Genomic DNA, 16,694 nt, shown 5'->3' on the forward strand with positions numbered 1-16,694 from the left:
GTTCTGGGCGGTGATCGAACGGAACTGTACGCCCATGAAAAAGCCCACCAAAAGGTGGGCTTCCTGTGTTGCTACGCCGATCAGAACAACTTGAGCTTCGGCGCTTCTTCTTTCACCGGCTCATTCTGCGCCGTCTGTTCGTTCCAACCGCCACCGAGGGCCTTGTACAAGGTCACTTCGCTGGTCAGTTGGGCCAGGCGGTCGGTGATCAGCGTTTGCTGGGCAGCGAACAGCTGGCGCTGGGCGTCGAGGAAGGTCAGGTTGCTATCAACCCCGATGCGGTAGCGACGCTCGGCCAGACGGTAGTAGTCCTGGTTGGCCGAGACGAAGTCACGCTGGGCCTGCAACTGTTGGTTGTAGGTCGCACGTGCTGCCAGGCCGTCGGAGACTTCCTGGAACGCGGTCTGGATCGACTTCTCGTAGGTCGCGACGTTGATCTCTTTCTGGATCTTCGAGTAGTCCAGGCTTGCGCGCAGGCTACCGGCGTTGAAGATCGGGATGTTGATCTGCGGTGCGAACGACCAGGTACCCGAGCCGCCCTTGAACAGGCCGCCGAGGTCCGGGCTCAAGGTCCCGGCATTGGCCGTCAGGCTGATGCTCGGGAAGAACGCAGCCCGTGCCGCGCCGATATTGGCGTTGGCAGCCTTGAGGTTGTGCTCGGCCTGGAGGATGTCGGGGCGACGTTGCAGCAGGTCTGAAGGCAGGCCGGCCGGTACTTCGCTCAACAGGTCGTCGGACAGCGGCTGAGTGACGAGATTCGCCGGCAGACCGGTGCCCAGCAGCAGGGTCAGGTTGTTTTCATCCTGGGCCACCTGGCGGGTGTAGCGGGCCAGTTGCACGCGGGCGCTTTCAACCGAGGTCCGCGCCTGGCTCAAGTCCAGGGCCGAGGCCACGCCGACTTCGTTGCTGCGCGAGGTGAGCTTGAAGCTCTGCTCGTAGGCGGCCAGGGTGTCCTGGGTCAGCTTCAGCAGTTCCTTGTCGGCCTGCCAGGTCAGGTAGGCATTGGCCACGCTGGCCACCAGGCTGATCTGCGTGCTGCGGCGTGCTTCTTCAGTGGCGAAGTACTTCTGCAACGCTTCTTCGCTCAGGCTGCGCACCCGGCCGAACAGGTCCAGTTCGTAGGCGTTGATCCCGAGGGTCGCCGAGTAGGAGCTGGTGATGTTCGATTCGCCGGTTTGCGAGGCCCGTGCCGGAACGCGCTGGCGGCTGCCGCTGCCATTGGCGCCGACGGCCGGGAACAGGTCGGCACGCTGGATGCGGTACTGCGCGGCAAAGGCGTCGATGTTCAGCGCGGCGACGCGCAGGTCACGGTTGTTGACCAACGCGACCTGAATCAGTTGCTGCAGGGCAGGGTCGTGGAAAAACTGCTTCCAGCCTTGCTCGGCCGCGGCCTGGCTTGGTGCCTGGGCCGACGAGTACGCCGGCCCCTGCGGGAACTGGGCGGCCACCGGCGCTTCAGGCTGCTGATAATCAGGGATCAGCGAGCAGCCACTGAGCACAAATGCCGTGACTGCCAGGGAGAGTAGCGACTTGCGCATTAGCCAGCCTCTTTAGGAGTATTCGGTGTATCGGACTTGTCAGTTTTTTTCCGGCTGCCAATGGCGGACACGGTCACGAAGAACAGTGGCACCCAGAAGATAGCCAGAACAGTGGCGGTGATCATACCGCCAATTACGCCGGTACCGATTGCGTGTTGGCTGCCCGAACCTGCACCCGAGGAGATCGCCAGCGGCAGTACGCCGAGGATGAACGCCATGGACGTCATGATGATCGGACGCAAACGCATGCGGGACGCCTCGATGGCCGCCTCGACGATGCCCTTGCCCTGTTCATGCAGTTCCTTGGCGAACTCGACGATCAGGATGGCGTTCTTCGAGGCCAGGCCCACGGTGACCAACAACCCCACCTGGAAGAACACGTCGTTGGACAGTCCTCGCAGGCTGGTGGCCATCAGTGCACCGATCACGCCCAGCGGTACTACCAGCACTACCGCAATCGGGATCGACCAGCTTTCGTACAACGCTGCCAGGCAAAGGAACACCACCAGCAACGACAGGGCATACAGCGCAGGTGCCTGGGAGCCGGACAAGCGTTCTTCATAGGACAGACCGGTCCAGGCATAGCCCACACCTGCCGGCAATTGCTTGGCGATGCGTTCGACTTCCGCCATCGCATCACCGGTGCTGTAGCCAGGCGCCGGGGTACCGAGGACTTCCATCGCCGCTACACCGTTGTACCGCGACAGTTTCGGCGAACCGAAGATCCAGTTGCCAGAGGCAATTGCTGATAGTGGCACCATTTTTCCGTCGTTGGCGCGCACGAACCATTTGTTCAGGTCTTCAGGGGTCATCCGGCCAGCGGCCTCACCCTGGATGTAGACCTTCTTCACTCGACCGCGGTCGATGAAGTCATTGACGTAGCTGCCACCCAAGGCAATCGCCAGGGTCTGGTTGATGCTCGACAGGCTGATGCCCTGGGCACTGGCTTTCTCGTCGTCGATGGTCAGCTCGTACTGCGGCTCATCGTTGACGCCGTTGGGACGTACGCCGGCCAGGATCTTGCTCTGCGCGGCCATGCCGAGGAACTGGTTACGTGCGTTCATCAACGCTTCGTGACCCACACCGCCCTGGTCCTGCAGGAACACGTCGAAACCGGTGGCGTTACCCAACTCCAGTACCGATGGGGGCACGATGGCAAACACCATGGCGTCCTTGAAGGTCTGGAAGAAGTAGCCCTGGGCACGCTTGGCCACTTCGAACACCGACATGGATGCGTCGCGCTGGTCCCATGGCTTGAGCATGACGAATGCCAGGCCCGAGCTTTGGCCACGACCGGCAAAGTTGAAGCCGTTTACGGTAAATACCGATTGCACGGCCTTGCCTTCACCGGGCTCGCCTTCCTTGTCGTTCAACAGGAAAGCACGCATGTCGTCGATAACGGTCTGGGTGCGTTCGGCCGAAGAACCAACCGGCGTCTGTACCTGGGCGAAGATCACGCCCTGGTCTTCCTCGGGCAGGAACGCGCTTGGGATACGGGTGAACAGCCAGATCATGCCGGCGAAGATGATCAGGTACACCAGGAACGAAGGCGCCTTGTGCTTGATCATGTTGCCCACGCCGCGCTCGTAGCTCAGTACGCCACGGTCGAAGGTGCGGTTGAACCAGCCGAAGAAACCACGCTTGGGTTGGCCGTGTTTCTCGGGGTCGACCGGCTTGAGCATGGTGGCGCACAGGGCCGGGGTGAAGATCAGTGCAACCAGTACCGAAAGTGCCATCGCCGACACAATGGTGATGGAGAACTGTTTATAGATGACCCCCGTCGAGCCGCCAAAGAACGCCATCGGCAGCAGTACCGCCGAGAGTACCAGGGCAATACCTACCAGGGCGCCCTGGATCTGGTCCATGGACTTGACCGTTGCCTCTTTAGGCGACAGATGCTCCTCGGCCATCACCCGCTCGACGTTTTCCACTACCACGATCGCATCGTCCACCAGCAAGCCGATGGCCAGGATCATGCCGAACATGGTCAAGGTGTTGATGGTGAAGCCGAAGGCCGCGAGGATGCCGAACGTACCCAGCAATACCACCGGTACTGTCATGGTGGTGATGATGGTGGCGCGGAAGTTTTGCAGGAACAGGTACATCACCAGGAACACCAGGATGATCGCCTCGACCAGGGTATCGACTACCCCGGAAATCGACTCGGTCACCACTGGGGTGGTGTCATACGGAACCACGGCTTTCATGCCTGGCGGGAAGAACGGCTCCAGGGACGCGACCGTGGCACGGATGGCCTTGGCGGTGTCCAGGGCGTTGGCGCCCGAGGCCAGTTTGATCGCCATGCCGGAAGCCGGCTTGCCGTTGAACTGGGCACTGATGCTGTAGTTCTGGCCACCCAACTCGACACGGGCGACATCGCCCAGGCGCACCTGGGAGCCATCGCTGTTCACGCGCAGCAGGATCTTTTCAAACTGCTCGGCGCTTTGCAGACGGGTCTTGCCGATGATGGTGGCGTTCAACTGGGTGCCGGGCAGGGCTGGCAGGCCGCCCAACTGGCCGGTGGCCACCTGGACGTTCTGCGCCGCAATGGCACTGCTGACATCCACCGGGGTCATCTGGAAGTTGTTCAACTTGGCCGGATCCAGCCAGATACGCATGGCGTACTGGGAACCGAAGACCTGGAAGTCACCCACGCCAGACGTCCGCGAAATCGGATCCTGGATGTTGGAAACGATGTAGTTGGACAGGTCATCCTTGCTCATGGTGCCGTCTTCGGACACTAGGCCGATCACCATCAGGAAGTTCTTCACCGACTTGGTTACGCGGATCCCTTGTTGCTGCACTTCTTGCGGCAGCAATGGGGTCGCCAGGTTCAGTTTGTTCTGCACCTGAACCTGGGCGATGTCCGGGTTGGTACCCTGGTTGAACGTCGCGGTGATGGTCATGCTGCCGTCGGAGTTACTGTCCGAGGCCACATAACGCAGGTTGTCGATACCGTTGAGCTGCTGCTCGATCACCTGTACCACGGTGTCCTGCACGGTTTGTGCGGACGCGCCTGGGTAGGTCACCTGGATATCAATGGCGGTTGGCGCGATGGCCGGGTATTGGTTGATGGGCAACTTCAGGATCGACAGTGCCCCGACCAGCATGATCACCAGGGCAATTACCCAGGCGAAAATGGGACGGTCGATAAAAAATTTCGACATGTATTACTCCCCTTTGCCAGCGGCGGCGGCAGGAGCAGTACCGGCAGGCTTGGCGTTGGTGGCTTCCTTCGCGTCAACCGTGATGCCCGGCTTGATGAACTGCAAGCCTTCGGTGATCACACGGTCACCGGCATTCAGGCCCTTTTCCACCAGCCAGTAGGCGCCAGCGGTACGGTTGGCCACCAGCACGCGCTGTTCGACCTTGTTGTCGGCGGTCACGACCAGCGCAGTCGGGATGCCCCGGATGTCGCGGGTCACGCCTTGTTGTGGGGCGAGGATCGCCTTGCTGTTCACGCCGGCCTGCAATTGGGCGTGGACAAACATGCCCGGCAACAGGGTGTGATCAGGGTTGGGGAACACGGCGCGCAGGGTTACCGAACCGGTGGTCTGGTCGACCGACACTTCAGAGAATTCCAGCTTGCCCTGTTGCGCGTACTCGCTGCCGTCTTCCAGGGTCAGCTTGACCATGGCCGCGTTTTCACCGGATTTCTGCAGTTGGCCGCTTTCCAGGTCGCGACGCAGCTTCAGCATCTCGGCGGAGGATTGCGTGACGTCGACGTAGATCGGGTCCAGTTGCTGGATCACGGCCATGGCATCGGCCTGGCCATTGCTGACCAGCGCGCCTTCGGTGACCGAGGAACGCCCGATACGCCCGGAGATCGGGGCAAACACCTTGGTGTAGCGCACGTTGATCTGGGCGGTCTGCAGGTTGGCTTCGGAAGTCATGCGGTTGGATACGGCGGTGTCGTATTCCTGGCGGCTGACGGCCTGCTCGTTGACCAGTTGTTTGTAGCGGTCGGCAATCGACTTGGTCTGTTGCAGGTTGGCCTGGGCGCTTTTCAGGGTCGCCTCATACACCGACGGGTCGATCTGATAGAGCTGCTGGCCTTCCTTGACGTCGCCGCCTTCCTTGAACAGACGCTTGAGAATGATGCCATTGACCTGCGGGCGGACTTCCGCGATGCGGAATGCAGTGGTGCGGCCCGGCAATTCGGAGGTCAGGGTATAGGCTTGAGGTTGAATAGTGACCACGCCGACCTGAGGGGTTTGAGCGGGCGGAGCCGCTTCTTCCTTTTTACATCCGCTGAGCAGCGATGCCAGGGCGACGGCAGTGACCAGAGCGGTAACAGCTGGCTTAAGTTGCATGAAGATCCTCGGGTCAGGCGCGCTCGATGCGCACAAGAAGTGTGGAAGGGTAAAAAACAGGCAGTGAGTAGATAAGTAGCTTGCTAGGCAATATACTTACGTTCATGGTTGTTTGTAAACTCTTGACAGGCTTCGCGGATTCCTTGCAAGGCAGCGCTGAAAGCCTCGATTCTATTACGTTCGGCGCCCTTGACGGTGTCGTCCCATAATTATTCAGAAGGTGGTTATCAACCACCGCTCGTGTCCTGATTGAGGTGTTACTGCCATGGTTCGTCGTACCAAAGAGGAAGCTCAGGAAACGCGCAGCCAGATTCTTGAAGCTGCCGAGCAAGCCTTTTATGAGCGTGGCGTTGCCCGTACTACGCTGGCGGATATCGCGGCGCGGGCGGGCGTGACGCGAGGCGCGATCTATTGGCACTTCAGCAACAAGTCGGACCTGCTGCAGGCGCTGCTGGACACGCTGCACGAGCCCCTGGACGAATTGGCCAGGGCCAGTGAAAGCGAGGATGAGGTAGATCCGCTGGGCTGCATGCGCAAGCTGCTGATCCATCTTTTTCATCAGGTGGCCCTGGACCCGAAAACCCGGCGCATTAATGAGATCTTGTTCCATAAGTGCGAATTTACCGATGAAATGTGTGACATGCGCCGTCAGCGCCAGACCCACAGCCTTGAGTGCAACCTGCGCATTGGCCTGACACTGCGCAATGCAGTCCACCGCGGGCAACTTCCGGAAAACCTCGACACCGCTCGCGGGGCAGTGTGCATTCATGCCTACATCAACGGGCTTATTGGCCAGTGGCTACTGGTGCCAGACAGCTTTGAGCTGTATCAGCAGGCCGAGCGTCTGGTGGATATCGGGCTGGACATGCTGCGCTTGAGTCCCAGCCTGCACAATTGATACAAAATGCGTAATTGCGTTCGTTGGTGTCAACAGTAAAGCCTAAGGATGATCAATCGTCCTTCCGACTTATTTGTGGGGTGACGTTATATACGCGCTGGCCCCAGGTTGAAAGGTAGCCGGCTAAGTATTTTGTAGCGATATTGTTTCATTGCTGTGAAGGATTGTTACCGAACCTGTGGGAGCGGGCGCGGTGTTTTCAAGATCCAATAAAAAGCCCCGGCTCTTGCGAGCCGGGGCTTTTGCATTGTTGCGGGTCAGAGCGCCAGGGTCGGGTAGTCGATATAGCCGACCGGGCCTGGGCTGTAGAAGGTTTGCGGGTTCGCTTCGTTTAATGATGCATCGGCCTTGAGACGGGCCGGCAGGTCCGGGTTGGCGATAAACGGCACGCCAAACGCCACCGCATCGGCCTTGCCCGAGGCCAGCCAGGCATTGGCGCTGTCCTTGGTGAAGCGTTCGTTGGCAATGTACGGACCGCCGAACGCGGCTTTCAATTGCGGGCCCAGGCTGTCGCCGGCTTCTTTCTCGCGGGCGCAGATAAAGGCGATGCCACGCTTGCCCAGTTCACGGGCGACGTAGGTGAAGGTTTCTGCCAGGTTGGCATCGCCCATGTCATGCAGGTCGGCCCGTGGCGACAGATGCATCCCCACGCGGCCGGCGCCCCAGACTTCGATCACCGCGTCAGTCACTTCCAGCAACAGTCGCGCGCGGTTTTCCAGGGAACCGCCGTATTCGTCGGTGCGCTGGTTGGTGCTGCTTTGCAGGAACTGGTCGAGCAGGTAGCCATTGGCGCCGTGCACTTCCACCCCGTCAAAACCGGCAGCCTTGGCGTTCTCGGCACCCACGCGATAGGCATCGACGATATCGGCGATTTCTGCGGTTTCCAGGGCTCGTGGGGTTGGGTAGTCGGCCAGCGGGCGCACCAGGCTGACGTGGCCGGCGGGCTGGATGGCGCTCGGGGCTACCGGGCTCTCGCCGTTCAGGTACGACGGGTGGGAGATCCGCCCCACGTGCCACAGTTGCAGGAAGATCTTGCCGCCGGCGCCGTGCACGGCCTTGGTGATGTTGGTCCAGCCGCGCACCTGGTCGTTGGACCAGATGCCTGGGGTGTTCGGGTAGCCCACGCCCATCGGCGTCACCGAAGTGGCTTCGCTGAGGATCAGGCCGGCAGACGCCCGCTGCACGTAGTATTCAGCCATCAGCGCATTGGGCACGCGACCGGCGTCGGCACGGCAGCGGGTCAGCGGTGCCATGATGATGCGGTTCGACAGCTGCACATCACCCAGTTTGATCGGATCGAAAATAGTCGTCATCGCAAATACTCGTCTGTTCTAAGTGATTAATGGGTAGCAGGGGCCAGGTCAGCATCGGCGCTCTGGCGGAAGGTGATCAGCGTGACCACCAGCGCCAGGATCGCCAGGGCCGCAGCCGCCAGCGGCACGCTGGTCAGGCCGAAACCGTGGGCAATCACACTGCCGCCGACCCAGGCGCCCAGGGCGTTGCCGATATTGAAAGCGCCGATATTGAGGGTCGACACCAGGTTGGGCGCGGCCTTGCCGAAGGTCACCACGTTGATCTGCAGTGCCGGTACGGCGGCAAACGACGCGGTGGCCCAGAGGAACAGGGTGATTTCGGTGGGGATGATGGCGACGCTGGTCCAGGTCAATGCGGTGGATACCACGGCCATGCTGATAAACACGCCGATCAGGGTCGCCGCCAGGCGTTTGTCCGCCAGTTTGCCGCCGATGATATTGCCCACGGTCAGGCCCAGGCCGATCAGCAGCAGGGTCCAGGTCACGCCTTTGGGCGAGACGCCGGTGACATCACCGAGCAGCGGCGCGACGTAGGTGAAGAGGGTGAACATCGACGCGGCAAACAGCGCGGTCATGCTCAGCGACAACCAGATCCCGGCACCCTTGAGGGCCGCCAGTTCGGCGCGCATATCGAGTTTCTCTTCATCACGCTTGGGCGGCAGGAAGCGGATCAGGCCGATCAGCGCGATCACACCAATCACCGTCACCGCCCAGAAGGTCGAGCGCCAGCCGGCTTCCTGGCCCAGCGCGGTGCCCAGGGGCACGCCGAGCACGTTGGCCAGGGTCAGGCCGGTGAACATCAGGGCCACGGCCGATGCGCGTTTGTTGGCTGGCACCAGGTTGGCGGCCACCACCGAGCCGATCCCAAAGAAGGCACCGTGGCACAACGCGGTGACTACCCGGGCAAACATCAACACGTTGTAGTCACTGGCCAGGGCGCAGAGCAGATTGCCGACGATGAAAATGCCCATCAACGCTACCAGGGCAGCCTTGCGCGGCAGTTTGGCGGTGGCCAGTGCCATGAAGGGTGCACCAATGGCCACGCCCAGGGCGTAGCCAGTCACCAGCCAGCCGGCGCCAGGAATCGACACACCAAGGTCGGCCGCCACATCGGGCAACAGGCCCATGATGACGAATTCGGTGGTGCCGATGGCGAAGGCGCTTAAGGCCAGTATGAGGAGCGAGAGAGGCATGCGGGATCCTTTACAGCGGTGGGCTGAGTTCTTCGGTGATGGCTTGGATAAACGCCTGGATGACGTCTTCATTGCGGCGGAAAAAGTGCCACTGCCCGGCTTTCTGGCTACTGATCAGGCCTGCTCGTTGCAGGGTTGCCAGGTGCGCCGACACAGTGGACTGCGACAGGCCGCAGCGTTGGTCGATCTGCCCGGCGCAGATGCCGTACTCGTGGTTGTGGACTTGTTCGGGGAACTGCACTTTCGGGTCTTTCAGCCAGTTGAGAATGTCTCGCCGTACTGGGTGTGCCAGGGCTTTTATTATTTCGTCGAGGTCAATGGACATGGCAGGGCTCGGTGTGGGTAAAACGTTATATCGCGATGAGGCGAACTTTAAATCGCTATATCCCGATATACCAATACGATTTTGATCTTGTTACTTAATAAATCGGTATATCGGGTTATAACGATACGTTGGCAGCAGTGCTAAACTGCGCGCCATGAATTATCTCGCACATCTGCACCTTGGCGGCCAACTTCCTGCACAACTGCTGGGCAGCCTCTATGGCGATTTCGTCAAAGGCCGCCTGCAGGGCCAGTACAGCCCGCAAATCGAGGCGGCGATCCAGCTGCATCGCTCCATCGACCGTTTCACCGACAGCCACCCATTGGTCGGGCAGGCGTTGTCACGGTTTACCCTGACTCGGCGTCGTTATGCGGGGATCGTCCTCGACGTGTTCTTCGACCATTGCCTGGCGCGGGATTGGGCGTTGTATGCCGATCAGCCACTGGAGCGCTTTACCTCCCAGGTGTACCAGGTGCTGGCGGCCGAACCGCAATTGCCGGGGCGCCTGGCGCAGATTGCACCGTCTATGGCGACGGATGACTGGCTGGGCTCCTACCGCGAGTTTGCGGTGATGGAGCATGTGCTGCGGGGGATTTCCCGGCGTCTGAGCCAACCCCAGGAACTGGACCAGGCGATGCAGGAGTTGCGGGTGCTGTATGAGCCGTTGAGCGAGGATTTTCGGGTGTTCTATCCCCAGTTGCAGGCGTTCTCGAATAGCCACTTGGTAATACAAACCTGAATGTGGGAGCAAGCCCCCACATTGGGTACTGCGTTTGCTTCAGGCCGCATACGCCGGCCGAACCGGCACTGGCTGGTTTTGTGGCACCGGCCCGAACAAGGCCTTCTGCACCGCCTGCTGCGCCTGATACGCCAGCGCCGCACGTTCCTGGCCGGCGCAGGCAATGGGCTTGAGCAGATGAATCTCAACGTCGCCCTGATCATTGGCAAACAAACGCATCAGGTGCGATAGCAAATCATCGTCACCAATAAACGGTGCGAGCGGATCAATCTGTCCCTCGCGCAAATAACGGATCGCCACCGGTTGTAGCGCCACCTCGGCATCAATCGCGCTGGCCAGTAGCCGGCCATGGAAGGTGCGCAGGCTGCGGCCATCGGTGGTGGTGCCTTCGGGGAACATCAGCAGCGGGTGTTTTTGCTCGAGATGACGAGTCATCTGTTTGCGAATCAACTGACTGTCCCCCGAGCCACGGCGGATAAACAGGCTGCCGGCCTTCGCGGCCAGCCAACCGGCCACTGGCCAGGTGCGCACTTCGGCCTTGGACAGGAATGACAGCGGCGCCACCATCCCCAGCAGCGGGATGTCGGTCCAGGACACATGGTTGCTGACCCACAGCATCGGCTGTTGCGGCAGCTCACCGTGCACCGTCACGCGAAAGGGCAGGGCATTGCTCAGGCGCGCCATGAAAAACCGCGACCAGCGCTGGCGCCGCACCATGGAGTTGGCGATTCCCAGGCGCTCGAACACACCAAACACGCCGGCCATGCTCAAGCCCAGGGCCACCACCAGCAGCACGCGGGCGATCCGCCCGTAGACCCGCAGGCGGCCCATCACATGGCCGCCTTGAAGTGGCGGGCATACCGCGGGCACAACTCGTCGCGTTTGAGCAGGATGAACACGTCGGCCACCTGGAAGTCCTCGTCCCAGCACGGCTCGCCGCAGATCTTTGCGCCCAGGCGCATGTAGGCCTTGAGCAGCGGCGGCATTTCGGCGATGACGTTGGACGGCAAGTCCAGGCTCGGCAGGGGTTTTTTCGGTTCGGCGCGCAGGTGTTCGTTGCACAGATAGCGTTCGCGCAGGCGCTGCATGATCGCATGGGCCTGGATGCCGCCGTCGTGCATCGGGATGCTCGCGCAGCCCATCAGGTAGCTGTAGCCGCCCTGGTTGAGCACCTCGGCCAACTCGCCCCACAGCACCGCGATGGTGCCGCCGTTACGGTAGGCCGGGTCGACACAGGTACGGCCGATCTCCAGGATCGGCCCCTGCAAATGCAGGAGGCCGTGGAGGCTGAACTCTTCTTCGCTGTAGAACCGGCCCAGGGTGCTGGCCGCCTGGTGATCCAGCAGGCGGGTGGTGGCCACCAGGCGCCCGGTGTTCAAGTCCCGTACGCCAATGTGGCTGCAGTGAACATCATAGTCATCCATGTCCAGGCCCAGCTCCGCGCCTTTCAGCTTGGCATTGAACTCGCCGCTGAAAACGCTGAAACGCAGGGCCTGAGCTTCCTGCAAAGCCTGGGCGCCGATCAGGCGTTCGGCTTGCAGACGGCGTTCATTGCCGGTGTCACTGATGCGGGCGATCTGAGTCATGGCGAGTCTCCAGGTGCCGGCCAGGGTTGCGGCCAGTCGACTTTGTTGTGCAAAGTCAGGCTATGTACCCCCGGTGTCATCTCCATGAATCTACGGTGACGCTTAGATGACAGCCCCCAAGGAGCCTTTCATGCCCTGGCACGCGTTGCTCGACCGACCTGCCCGACTGCCCGTCCACGCCAACCTGGCCGAGGGCTACAGCGTTTTATTGCAACGCCTGGGGCCGCTCACACCCTTTGAGTTGGCAACCCAGGGCGCCCGCCTGATGGCCACGCCCGGCCTGGCGTTCCTGGTGGGTTATCAAGCAGCGTTGCGCGCGTTATGGCCCAGCGCGCCCCACAGCCTGGGCGCCCTGTGTGCGACCGAACAGCGCAGCCTGCGCCCGTTGGATATGCAAACGCGCCTGGACGACCTGCGCCTGAGCGGACGCAAGGACTTCGTCACCGCCGGCGATGCCGCCGACTGGCTGTTGATCGCCGCCCGCTGCGAGGCCCCCGGCGAAAAGCCGCGCCTGACCCTGGCCGTGGTGCTGGCCGGCGAGCCCGGCGTGCGTGTGGAGCCCTTGCCGGCGATCCCCTTGATGCCCGATATCAGCCATGGTCGCGTCTACCTCGACCACGCCGCCTGCGAGCGCTTGCCGGGGGATGGCTGGGACGATTACGTCAAACCCTTCCGCACCCTGGAGGACACCTATGTACTCAGCGCGATGACCGCCTGGCTGCATGGCATCGGCCAGGAGTGCGACTGGCCCCAGGCCCTGCGTTTGCAGTTATTGGCATTGCTGGCCGGCTGCGCCGAGGTTGTTCGCCAACCCAGCGCGTCGGCGGCGGGGCATGTGTTGTTGGGGGGATTGTTTGTGCAGTTTGAGGCGCTGAAGGCGCAGGTCAATCAGGCGATGGGGGCGGGACCGTGGGCCGCGATGTGGCAGCGCGACCAAGCCGTGCTGGACCTCGCCGCCAGCGCCCGGGCCAAACGTCTGGAAAAAGCCCTGAACCCAGCCCCCCGCTGACTGTGGGATGAGCTTGTGTGGGAGCGGGCTTGCCCGCGATAGCAGGGGGGGCAGGCAATACAGGCGGTGACTGATATACCGCCATCGGGGCATAGGTATCTACACATCTCTTTAGTGATTCTTAGGTTTGTGTACATATCCGTTGCTGCGGTCATGGCCACTTAGGGTTCCGCCCTGACGGCGGCTCACTTTGGAAAAGCCCCAAAGTAAGCAAAGGGCTCTTGCCCCACCACTCGGCACCTCGCCTAGGCTCGGTGTGCCCGTCATCCGACATTGATTTGGGGGGCCGCCGCGATGGGCCATCCATGGCCCAGCGCGGCTAACCCGGCGTCCTGCCGGGTTACCCCCCAAATCAATATCGGATGACGGCCAGCGTGGTTTAACGGGGCGCCTCAGATCAAAAGCAAAGCAAAGCGAGGCGGCCTGACAGCCGACCTGATCGTCGAGATGTACGCATATACCTGTGGGAGCTGGCTTGCCTGCGAAGGCGGTGTATCAGCCAATACATTTATCGACTGATACACCGCCATCGCAGGCAAGCCAGCTCCCACAGGGGGGAATGCAGCTTCGCGCCCCGGCTTTGCTGTTGCTCTGCTGTTGCTCTGCTGTTGCTCTGCTTTTGATCTTGATCTTGGGCGCCCCGTTAAACCACGATGGCCGCAGGCAGGTATTGCGCAGTGGGCACCCCGGCATGGATGCCGGGGTAGCCGCGACACGGCCATGGATGGCCGATCGCGGCGGGCCCACGGAGCAATGCCTGACTGCGGGCATGCCGAGCCTAGGCGAGGTGCCGAGTGGTGGGGCAAGAGCCCTTTTGGTTACTTTTGGGGCTCTTTTCCAAAAGTGACCCGCTGTAAGAGCGGAACCAATAGCCGCCGTGACCACAGCAACGGATATGTACACAAACCCAATAAGCACTAGATAAAAGAGTTGTGTAGATACCTATGGCCATCGCGGGCAAGCCCGTTCCCACAGGCGTTATGTGGTGGTTCCCAGGCCTGTCGCCAAACCGTCATTTATCTGCATTAGGCTCGCGGGCTTGAATGCCCCCGAGTGCTTGTCCATGGTCAAAGGCCTGCTGTCCGTCGCCTTGCTGCTGTTCACCGCTACCGCACATGCCCAGACCTGGCCGACGAAGGATTGGTCCCAGGGCCCGCAGTTGGCCGGTCCCGCCGTCAAGGCGCTGGAGGACTATGCGTTCCCGGCGCGCAATGACATCACCCGCGAAGGCATCCGCACCGACGCGCTGCTGGTGATCCGCGATGGCGCAGTCATTTATGAGCGCTATGCAGCACCGACCACCGCCACCACGCCGCACCTGACCTGGTCCATCAGCAAAAGCCTGATGGCCACCGTGCTGGGCGTGGCGTACGGTGAAAACCGTTTCAAACTGAGCGACCCGGCCGCGCGCTTTTATCCACCGATGAAGCAGCACCCGACCATTACCCTGGGGCACCTGCTCAACTGGGCCTCGGGCCTGGACTGGCAGGAAGACTACGAATACGCGCCGCTGAAATCCTCGGTGGTGGCCATGCTCTACACCCGTGGCCGCGCTGATATGGCGGAGTTTGCCGCTGATACCAGCCCCTTCGCCGAACCTGGCCAGGCATTCCGCTACTCCAGCGGTGACAGCAATCTATTGTCTGCTGCCCTCAAGGGCATGCTTGGCCATAAGGCTTATGTCGATTACCCGTGGACCGCGCTGTTCACGCCCTTGGGCATTCGCAGTGCCAGCTGGGAAAGCGACGCCAATGAAACCTTTGTCGCCTCATCCTATGCCTATATGACTGCCCGCGATCTGGCACGGATTGGCTTGTTGATGGCGCGGGACGGGCGTTGGGGTGAGCGGCAATTGCTGCCCAAGGCCTGGGTCGATTTCAATCGCCAACCCCTGGCGCAGTACATCGCGGGCCAGGACGAGGCGGTACCCGGCGGCCACTGGTGGCTCAACCTCCACGTGCAGGGCGCTGCCCGGCCCTGGCCGGATGCGCCCGACGATGCCTTCGCGGCCCTGGGGCACTGGGGCCAAGCGTTGTATGTGTTGCCCGAGGCACAGCTGGTGATCGTGCGCTACGGCGATGACCGCGATGGCAGCTATCGCCACAACGAACTGCTCAAACGCGTGCTCGCGGCGGTGCAACCATGATCCGTCGTCGCCCGTTTATCAGCCTGTTTCTCCTGCTGTTGCTCGCCTTGCTGGGGTGGATCTGGCACGAGCGCGTCAACCTGCAAGCCTTCCCCGACATCATCGCGGCGTATACGGCCAAGGAGTATTGCTCGTGTCGGTATGTGGTGGGCAATCCTGCTGACTATTGCCTGGGGTATGTGAAGCAATACGTTCCCACCAGCGCCTTTGCCGATCATCCGCAAACGCGCCTGGTCACCGCCAGCGGCCTGGGCCGCAGCCACAGCGCCCAATGGCTGGGCGAACGCCAGGGTTGCCGCCTGCTGCCCTGAGGTTCCACAGGGTGGAACCACCTTTGATTGTCCTCGCACGCCCATCGCGGTTATCTGTGGCGGTGCCACAAAAAAGAACGGGAACACCCGCCTGCGAGGAGAGTCACCATGCGCCCACACCAGCACATCCTGGATTGGCTGAGCGATGTCGCCAGCGACCTGCACGCCGTGCGCCAGGACATCCACGCCCACCCTGAACTGGGGTTTGAAGAAAACCGCACCTCGGCCCTGGTCGCCCAATCCCTGAAGGACTGGGGCTTCGAGGTCCATACCGGCATCGGCCACACCGGCGTGGTCGGCGTGCTGCGCAATGGCAGCAGCCCACGCACCCTGGGGATCCGGGCCGATATGGATGCCTTGCCGATTATCGAAAACACCGGCGTCGCCTACAGCAGCCAGCACGCCGGCTGCATGCATGCCTGCGGTCACGACGGTCACACCGCCATGCTGCTGGGCGCCGCGCGCTACCTGGCGGCGACGCGTCAGTTCGACGGTACCCTCAACCTGATTTTCCAGCCGGCCGAAGAAGGCCAGGGCGGCGCCGAAGCGATGCTCGCCGATGGCTTGCTGGAGCGCTTCCCCTGCGACGCGCTGTTCGGCATGCACAATATGCCCGGCCTGCCCGCCGGCCACCTGGGCTTGCGGACCGGGCCGATGATGGCTTCCCAGGACCTGCTCACCGTGACCCTCGAAGGCGTCGGCGGTCACGGTTCCATGCCGCACCTGACCGTGGACCCGCTGGTGGCCGCCGCCAGTACGGTGATGGCTTTGCAGACGGTGGTCGCGCGCAATATCAATGCCCAGGAAGCTGCGGTAGTCACGGTCGGCGCCCTGCAAGCGGGGCAGGCCGCCAACGTGATTCCTCAGCAGGCCATCCTGCGCCTGAGTCTGCGTGCCCTCAATGCGCCGGTACGCGAGCAGATGCTGGAGCGGGTCAAGGCAATCATCCAGACCCAGGCCGCCAGCTTTGGTTGTACCGCACAGATCGAACACCGCCCGGCCTACCCGGTGCTGGTCAACCATGCCGACGAAACCGAGTTCGCCCGCCAGGTCGGCATTGCCTTGCTCGGTGAAGCGGCGGTCGACGCCAATACGCCCAAGTTGATGGGCAGTGAAGACTTCGCCTGGATGCTCCAACGCTGCCCCGGCAGCTACCTGTTTATCGGCAACGGCGTGTCGCGGCCGATGGTCCACAACCCTGCCTATGACTTCAACGACGAGATCCTGCTGACCGGCGCCGCCTATTGGGGCGCCCTGGCCGAGAGCTGGCTCAAGCCGGCCTGACCACCTGCCTTTTTCCTGCCGCTGGACCTTTCCTCAACA

Annotated in this window: 14 protein-coding genes; 6 read left to right on the forward strand and 8 right to left on the reverse strand. The window is 61.8% G+C overall.

The annotated features are described in order from the left end of the window. Positions 1 to 80: 80 nt before the first annotated feature. Genes adeC through PSFL_RS24395 form a run of 3 tightly spaced genes read right to left on the reverse strand, consistent with a single transcriptional unit; the run spans position 81 to position 5,851 of the window. On the reverse strand, positions 81 to 1,538 hold the full coding sequence (adeC, locus tag PSFL_RS24385) for an AdeC/AdeK/OprM family multidrug efflux complex outer membrane factor (RefSeq protein WP_057958747.1): 1,458 nt from the start codon (positions 1,536 to 1,538) through the stop codon (positions 81 to 83). Then, entirely contained in the window at positions 1,538 to 4,705 is a 3,168-nt protein-coding gene (locus tag PSFL_RS24390) for an efflux RND transporter permease subunit (RefSeq protein WP_057958748.1), read from the reverse strand. Before PSFL_RS24390 ends, adeC begins: the two co-directional genes overlap by 1 nt. A 3-nt stretch (positions 4,706 to 4,708) precedes the next feature. After that, positions 4,709 to 5,851, reverse strand: a complete 1,143-nt coding sequence (locus PSFL_RS24395; RefSeq protein WP_057439798.1) for an efflux RND transporter periplasmic adaptor subunit — start codon at positions 5,849 to 5,851, stop codon at positions 4,709 to 4,711. A 265-nt stretch (positions 5,852 to 6,116) separates the two neighbouring features. Between PSFL_RS24395 and PSFL_RS24400 the strand changes: the two genes are divergently transcribed. Next, positions 6,117 to 6,749: a TetR family transcriptional regulator gene (locus PSFL_RS24400; protein ID WP_057439796.1), complete on the forward strand. Its 633-nt coding sequence runs from the start codon at positions 6,117 to 6,119 to the stop codon at positions 6,747 to 6,749. Positions 6,750 to 7,006: 257 nt separating this feature from the next. Here PSFL_RS24400 and PSFL_RS24405 read toward each other — a convergent pair whose 3' ends face one another. The 3 genes from PSFL_RS24405 to PSFL_RS24415 are packed head-to-tail and all read right to left on the reverse strand — an operon-like array spanning position 7,007 to position 9,580. Continuing rightward, positions 7,007 to 8,062, reverse strand: a complete 1,056-nt coding sequence (locus PSFL_RS24405) for an alkene reductase (RefSeq protein ID WP_057439794.1) — start codon at positions 8,060 to 8,062, stop codon at positions 7,007 to 7,009. 26 nt (positions 8,063 to 8,088) lie between these two features. Next, the gene (locus PSFL_RS24410) at positions 8,089 to 9,255 is read right to left on the reverse strand and encodes an MFS transporter (protein ID WP_397470595.1); all 1,167 of its coding nucleotides are present in this window, start codon (positions 9,253 to 9,255) and stop codon (positions 8,089 to 8,091) included. A 10-nt stretch (positions 9,256 to 9,265) separates the two neighbouring features. Further along, a complete protein-coding gene (locus PSFL_RS24415) occupies positions 9,266 to 9,580 on the reverse strand; it encodes a helix-turn-helix transcriptional regulator (protein WP_029297039.1) in 315 nt (104 codons plus the stop codon). 154 nt (positions 9,581 to 9,734) lie between these two features. On the opposite strand from PSFL_RS24415, the gene PSFL_RS24420 reads away from it, so the two are divergent. Continuing rightward, on the forward strand, positions 9,735 to 10,319 hold the full coding sequence (locus tag PSFL_RS24420; protein WP_115127561.1) for an ACP phosphodiesterase: 585 nt from the start codon (positions 9,735 to 9,737) through the stop codon (positions 10,317 to 10,319). Between the two features lie 39 nt (positions 10,320 to 10,358). Here PSFL_RS24420 and PSFL_RS24425 read toward each other — a convergent pair whose 3' ends face one another. Together PSFL_RS24425 and olsB are read right to left on the reverse strand one after the other, a co-directional pair. Beyond that, the gene (locus tag PSFL_RS24425) at positions 10,359 to 11,150 is read right to left on the reverse strand and encodes a 1-acyl-sn-glycerol-3-phosphate acyltransferase (RefSeq protein ID WP_115127562.1); all 792 of its coding nucleotides are present in this window, start codon (positions 11,148 to 11,150) and stop codon (positions 10,359 to 10,361) included. Further along, positions 11,150 to 11,905: an L-ornithine N(alpha)-acyltransferase gene (olsB, locus tag PSFL_RS24430; protein WP_057439788.1), complete on the reverse strand. Its 756-nt coding sequence runs from the start codon at positions 11,903 to 11,905 to the stop codon at positions 11,150 to 11,152. Before olsB ends, PSFL_RS24425 begins: the two co-directional genes overlap by 1 nt. Before the next feature lie 130 nt (positions 11,906 to 12,035). Between olsB and PSFL_RS24435 the strand changes: the two genes are divergently transcribed. The 4 genes from PSFL_RS24435 to PSFL_RS24450 all read left to right on the forward strand — a co-directional run bounded on the left by PSFL_RS24435 (position 12,036) and on the right by PSFL_RS24450 (position 16,655). Next, positions 12,036 to 12,914, forward strand: coding sequence for an acyl-CoA dehydrogenase family protein (locus tag PSFL_RS24435; RefSeq protein ID WP_169960702.1), 879 nt, complete (start codon positions 12,036 to 12,038; stop codon positions 12,912 to 12,914). 1,063 nt (positions 12,915 to 13,977) lie between these two features. Then, on the forward strand, positions 13,978 to 15,060 hold the full coding sequence (locus PSFL_RS24440; protein WP_115127564.1) for a serine hydrolase: 1,083 nt from the start codon (positions 13,978 to 13,980) through the stop codon (positions 15,058 to 15,060). Further along, positions 15,057 to 15,371 carry an amidase gene (locus tag PSFL_RS24445; protein ID WP_397470596.1) on the forward strand — a complete coding sequence of 105 codons (315 nt, stop codon included), beginning with the start codon at positions 15,057 to 15,059 and terminating at the stop codon, positions 15,369 to 15,371. The genes PSFL_RS24440 and PSFL_RS24445 overlap by 4 nt, the downstream gene beginning before the upstream one ends. A gap of 108 nt (positions 15,372 to 15,479) precedes the next feature. After that, complete coding sequence (locus PSFL_RS24450) at positions 15,480 to 16,655, forward strand: M20 aminoacylase family protein (RefSeq protein ID WP_057439780.1); 1,176 nt, start codon at positions 15,480 to 15,482, stop codon at positions 16,653 to 16,655. The last annotated feature ends 39 nt before the right edge of the window (positions 16,656 to 16,694 follow it).

It is taken from the genome of Pseudomonas sp. DD1 (genome assembly GCF_044510355.1).
Classification (GTDB): Bacteria; Pseudomonadota; Gammaproteobacteria; order Pseudomonadales; family Pseudomonadaceae; genus Aquipseudomonas; species Aquipseudomonas shahriarae.

What these genes read in the sequence shown, in the direction of transcription:
- adeC (WP_057958747.1), bottom strand. Translation starts at nt 1,538, where the DNA reads ATGCGCAAGTCGCTACTCTCCCTGGCAGTCACGGCATTTGTGCTCAGT.
- PSFL_RS24390 (WP_057958748.1), bottom strand. Translation starts at nt 4,705, where the DNA reads ATGTCGAAATTTTTTATCGACCGTCCCATTTTCGCCTGGGTAATTGCC.
- PSFL_RS24395 (WP_057439798.1), bottom strand. Translation starts at nt 5,851, where the DNA reads ATGCAACTTAAGCCAGCTGTTACCGCTCTGGTCACTGCCGTCGCCCTG.
- PSFL_RS24400 (WP_057439796.1), top strand. Translation starts at nt 6,117, where the DNA reads ATGGTTCGTCGTACCAAAGAGGAAGCTCAGGAAACGCGCAGCCAGATT.
- PSFL_RS24405 (WP_057439794.1), bottom strand. Translation starts at nt 8,062, where the DNA reads ATGACGACTATTTTCGATCCGATCAAACTGGGTGATGTGCAGCTGTCG.
- PSFL_RS24410 (WP_397470595.1), bottom strand. Translation starts at nt 9,255, where the DNA reads ATGCCTCTCTCGCTCCTCATACTGGCCTTAAGCGCCTTCGCCATCGGC.
- PSFL_RS24415 (WP_029297039.1), bottom strand. Translation starts at nt 9,580, where the DNA reads ATGTCCATTGACCTCGACGAAATAATAAAAGCCCTGGCACACCCAGTA.
- PSFL_RS24420 (WP_115127561.1), top strand. Translation starts at nt 9,735, where the DNA reads ATGAATTATCTCGCACATCTGCACCTTGGCGGCCAACTTCCTGCACAA.
- PSFL_RS24425 (WP_115127562.1), bottom strand. Translation starts at nt 11,150, where the DNA reads ATGGGCCGCCTGCGGGTCTACGGGCGGATCGCCCGCGTGCTGCTGGTG.
- olsB (WP_057439788.1), bottom strand. Translation starts at nt 11,905, where the DNA reads ATGACTCAGATCGCCCGCATCAGTGACACCGGCAATGAACGCCGTCTG.
- PSFL_RS24435 (WP_169960702.1), top strand. Translation starts at nt 12,036, where the DNA reads ATGCCCTGGCACGCGTTGCTCGACCGACCTGCCCGACTGCCCGTCCAC.
- PSFL_RS24440 (WP_115127564.1), top strand. Translation starts at nt 13,978, where the DNA reads ATGGTCAAAGGCCTGCTGTCCGTCGCCTTGCTGCTGTTCACCGCTACC.
- PSFL_RS24445 (WP_397470596.1), top strand. Translation starts at nt 15,057, where the DNA reads ATGATCCGTCGTCGCCCGTTTATCAGCCTGTTTCTCCTGCTGTTGCTC.
- PSFL_RS24450 (WP_057439780.1), top strand. Translation starts at nt 15,480, where the DNA reads ATGCGCCCACACCAGCACATCCTGGATTGGCTGAGCGATGTCGCCAGC.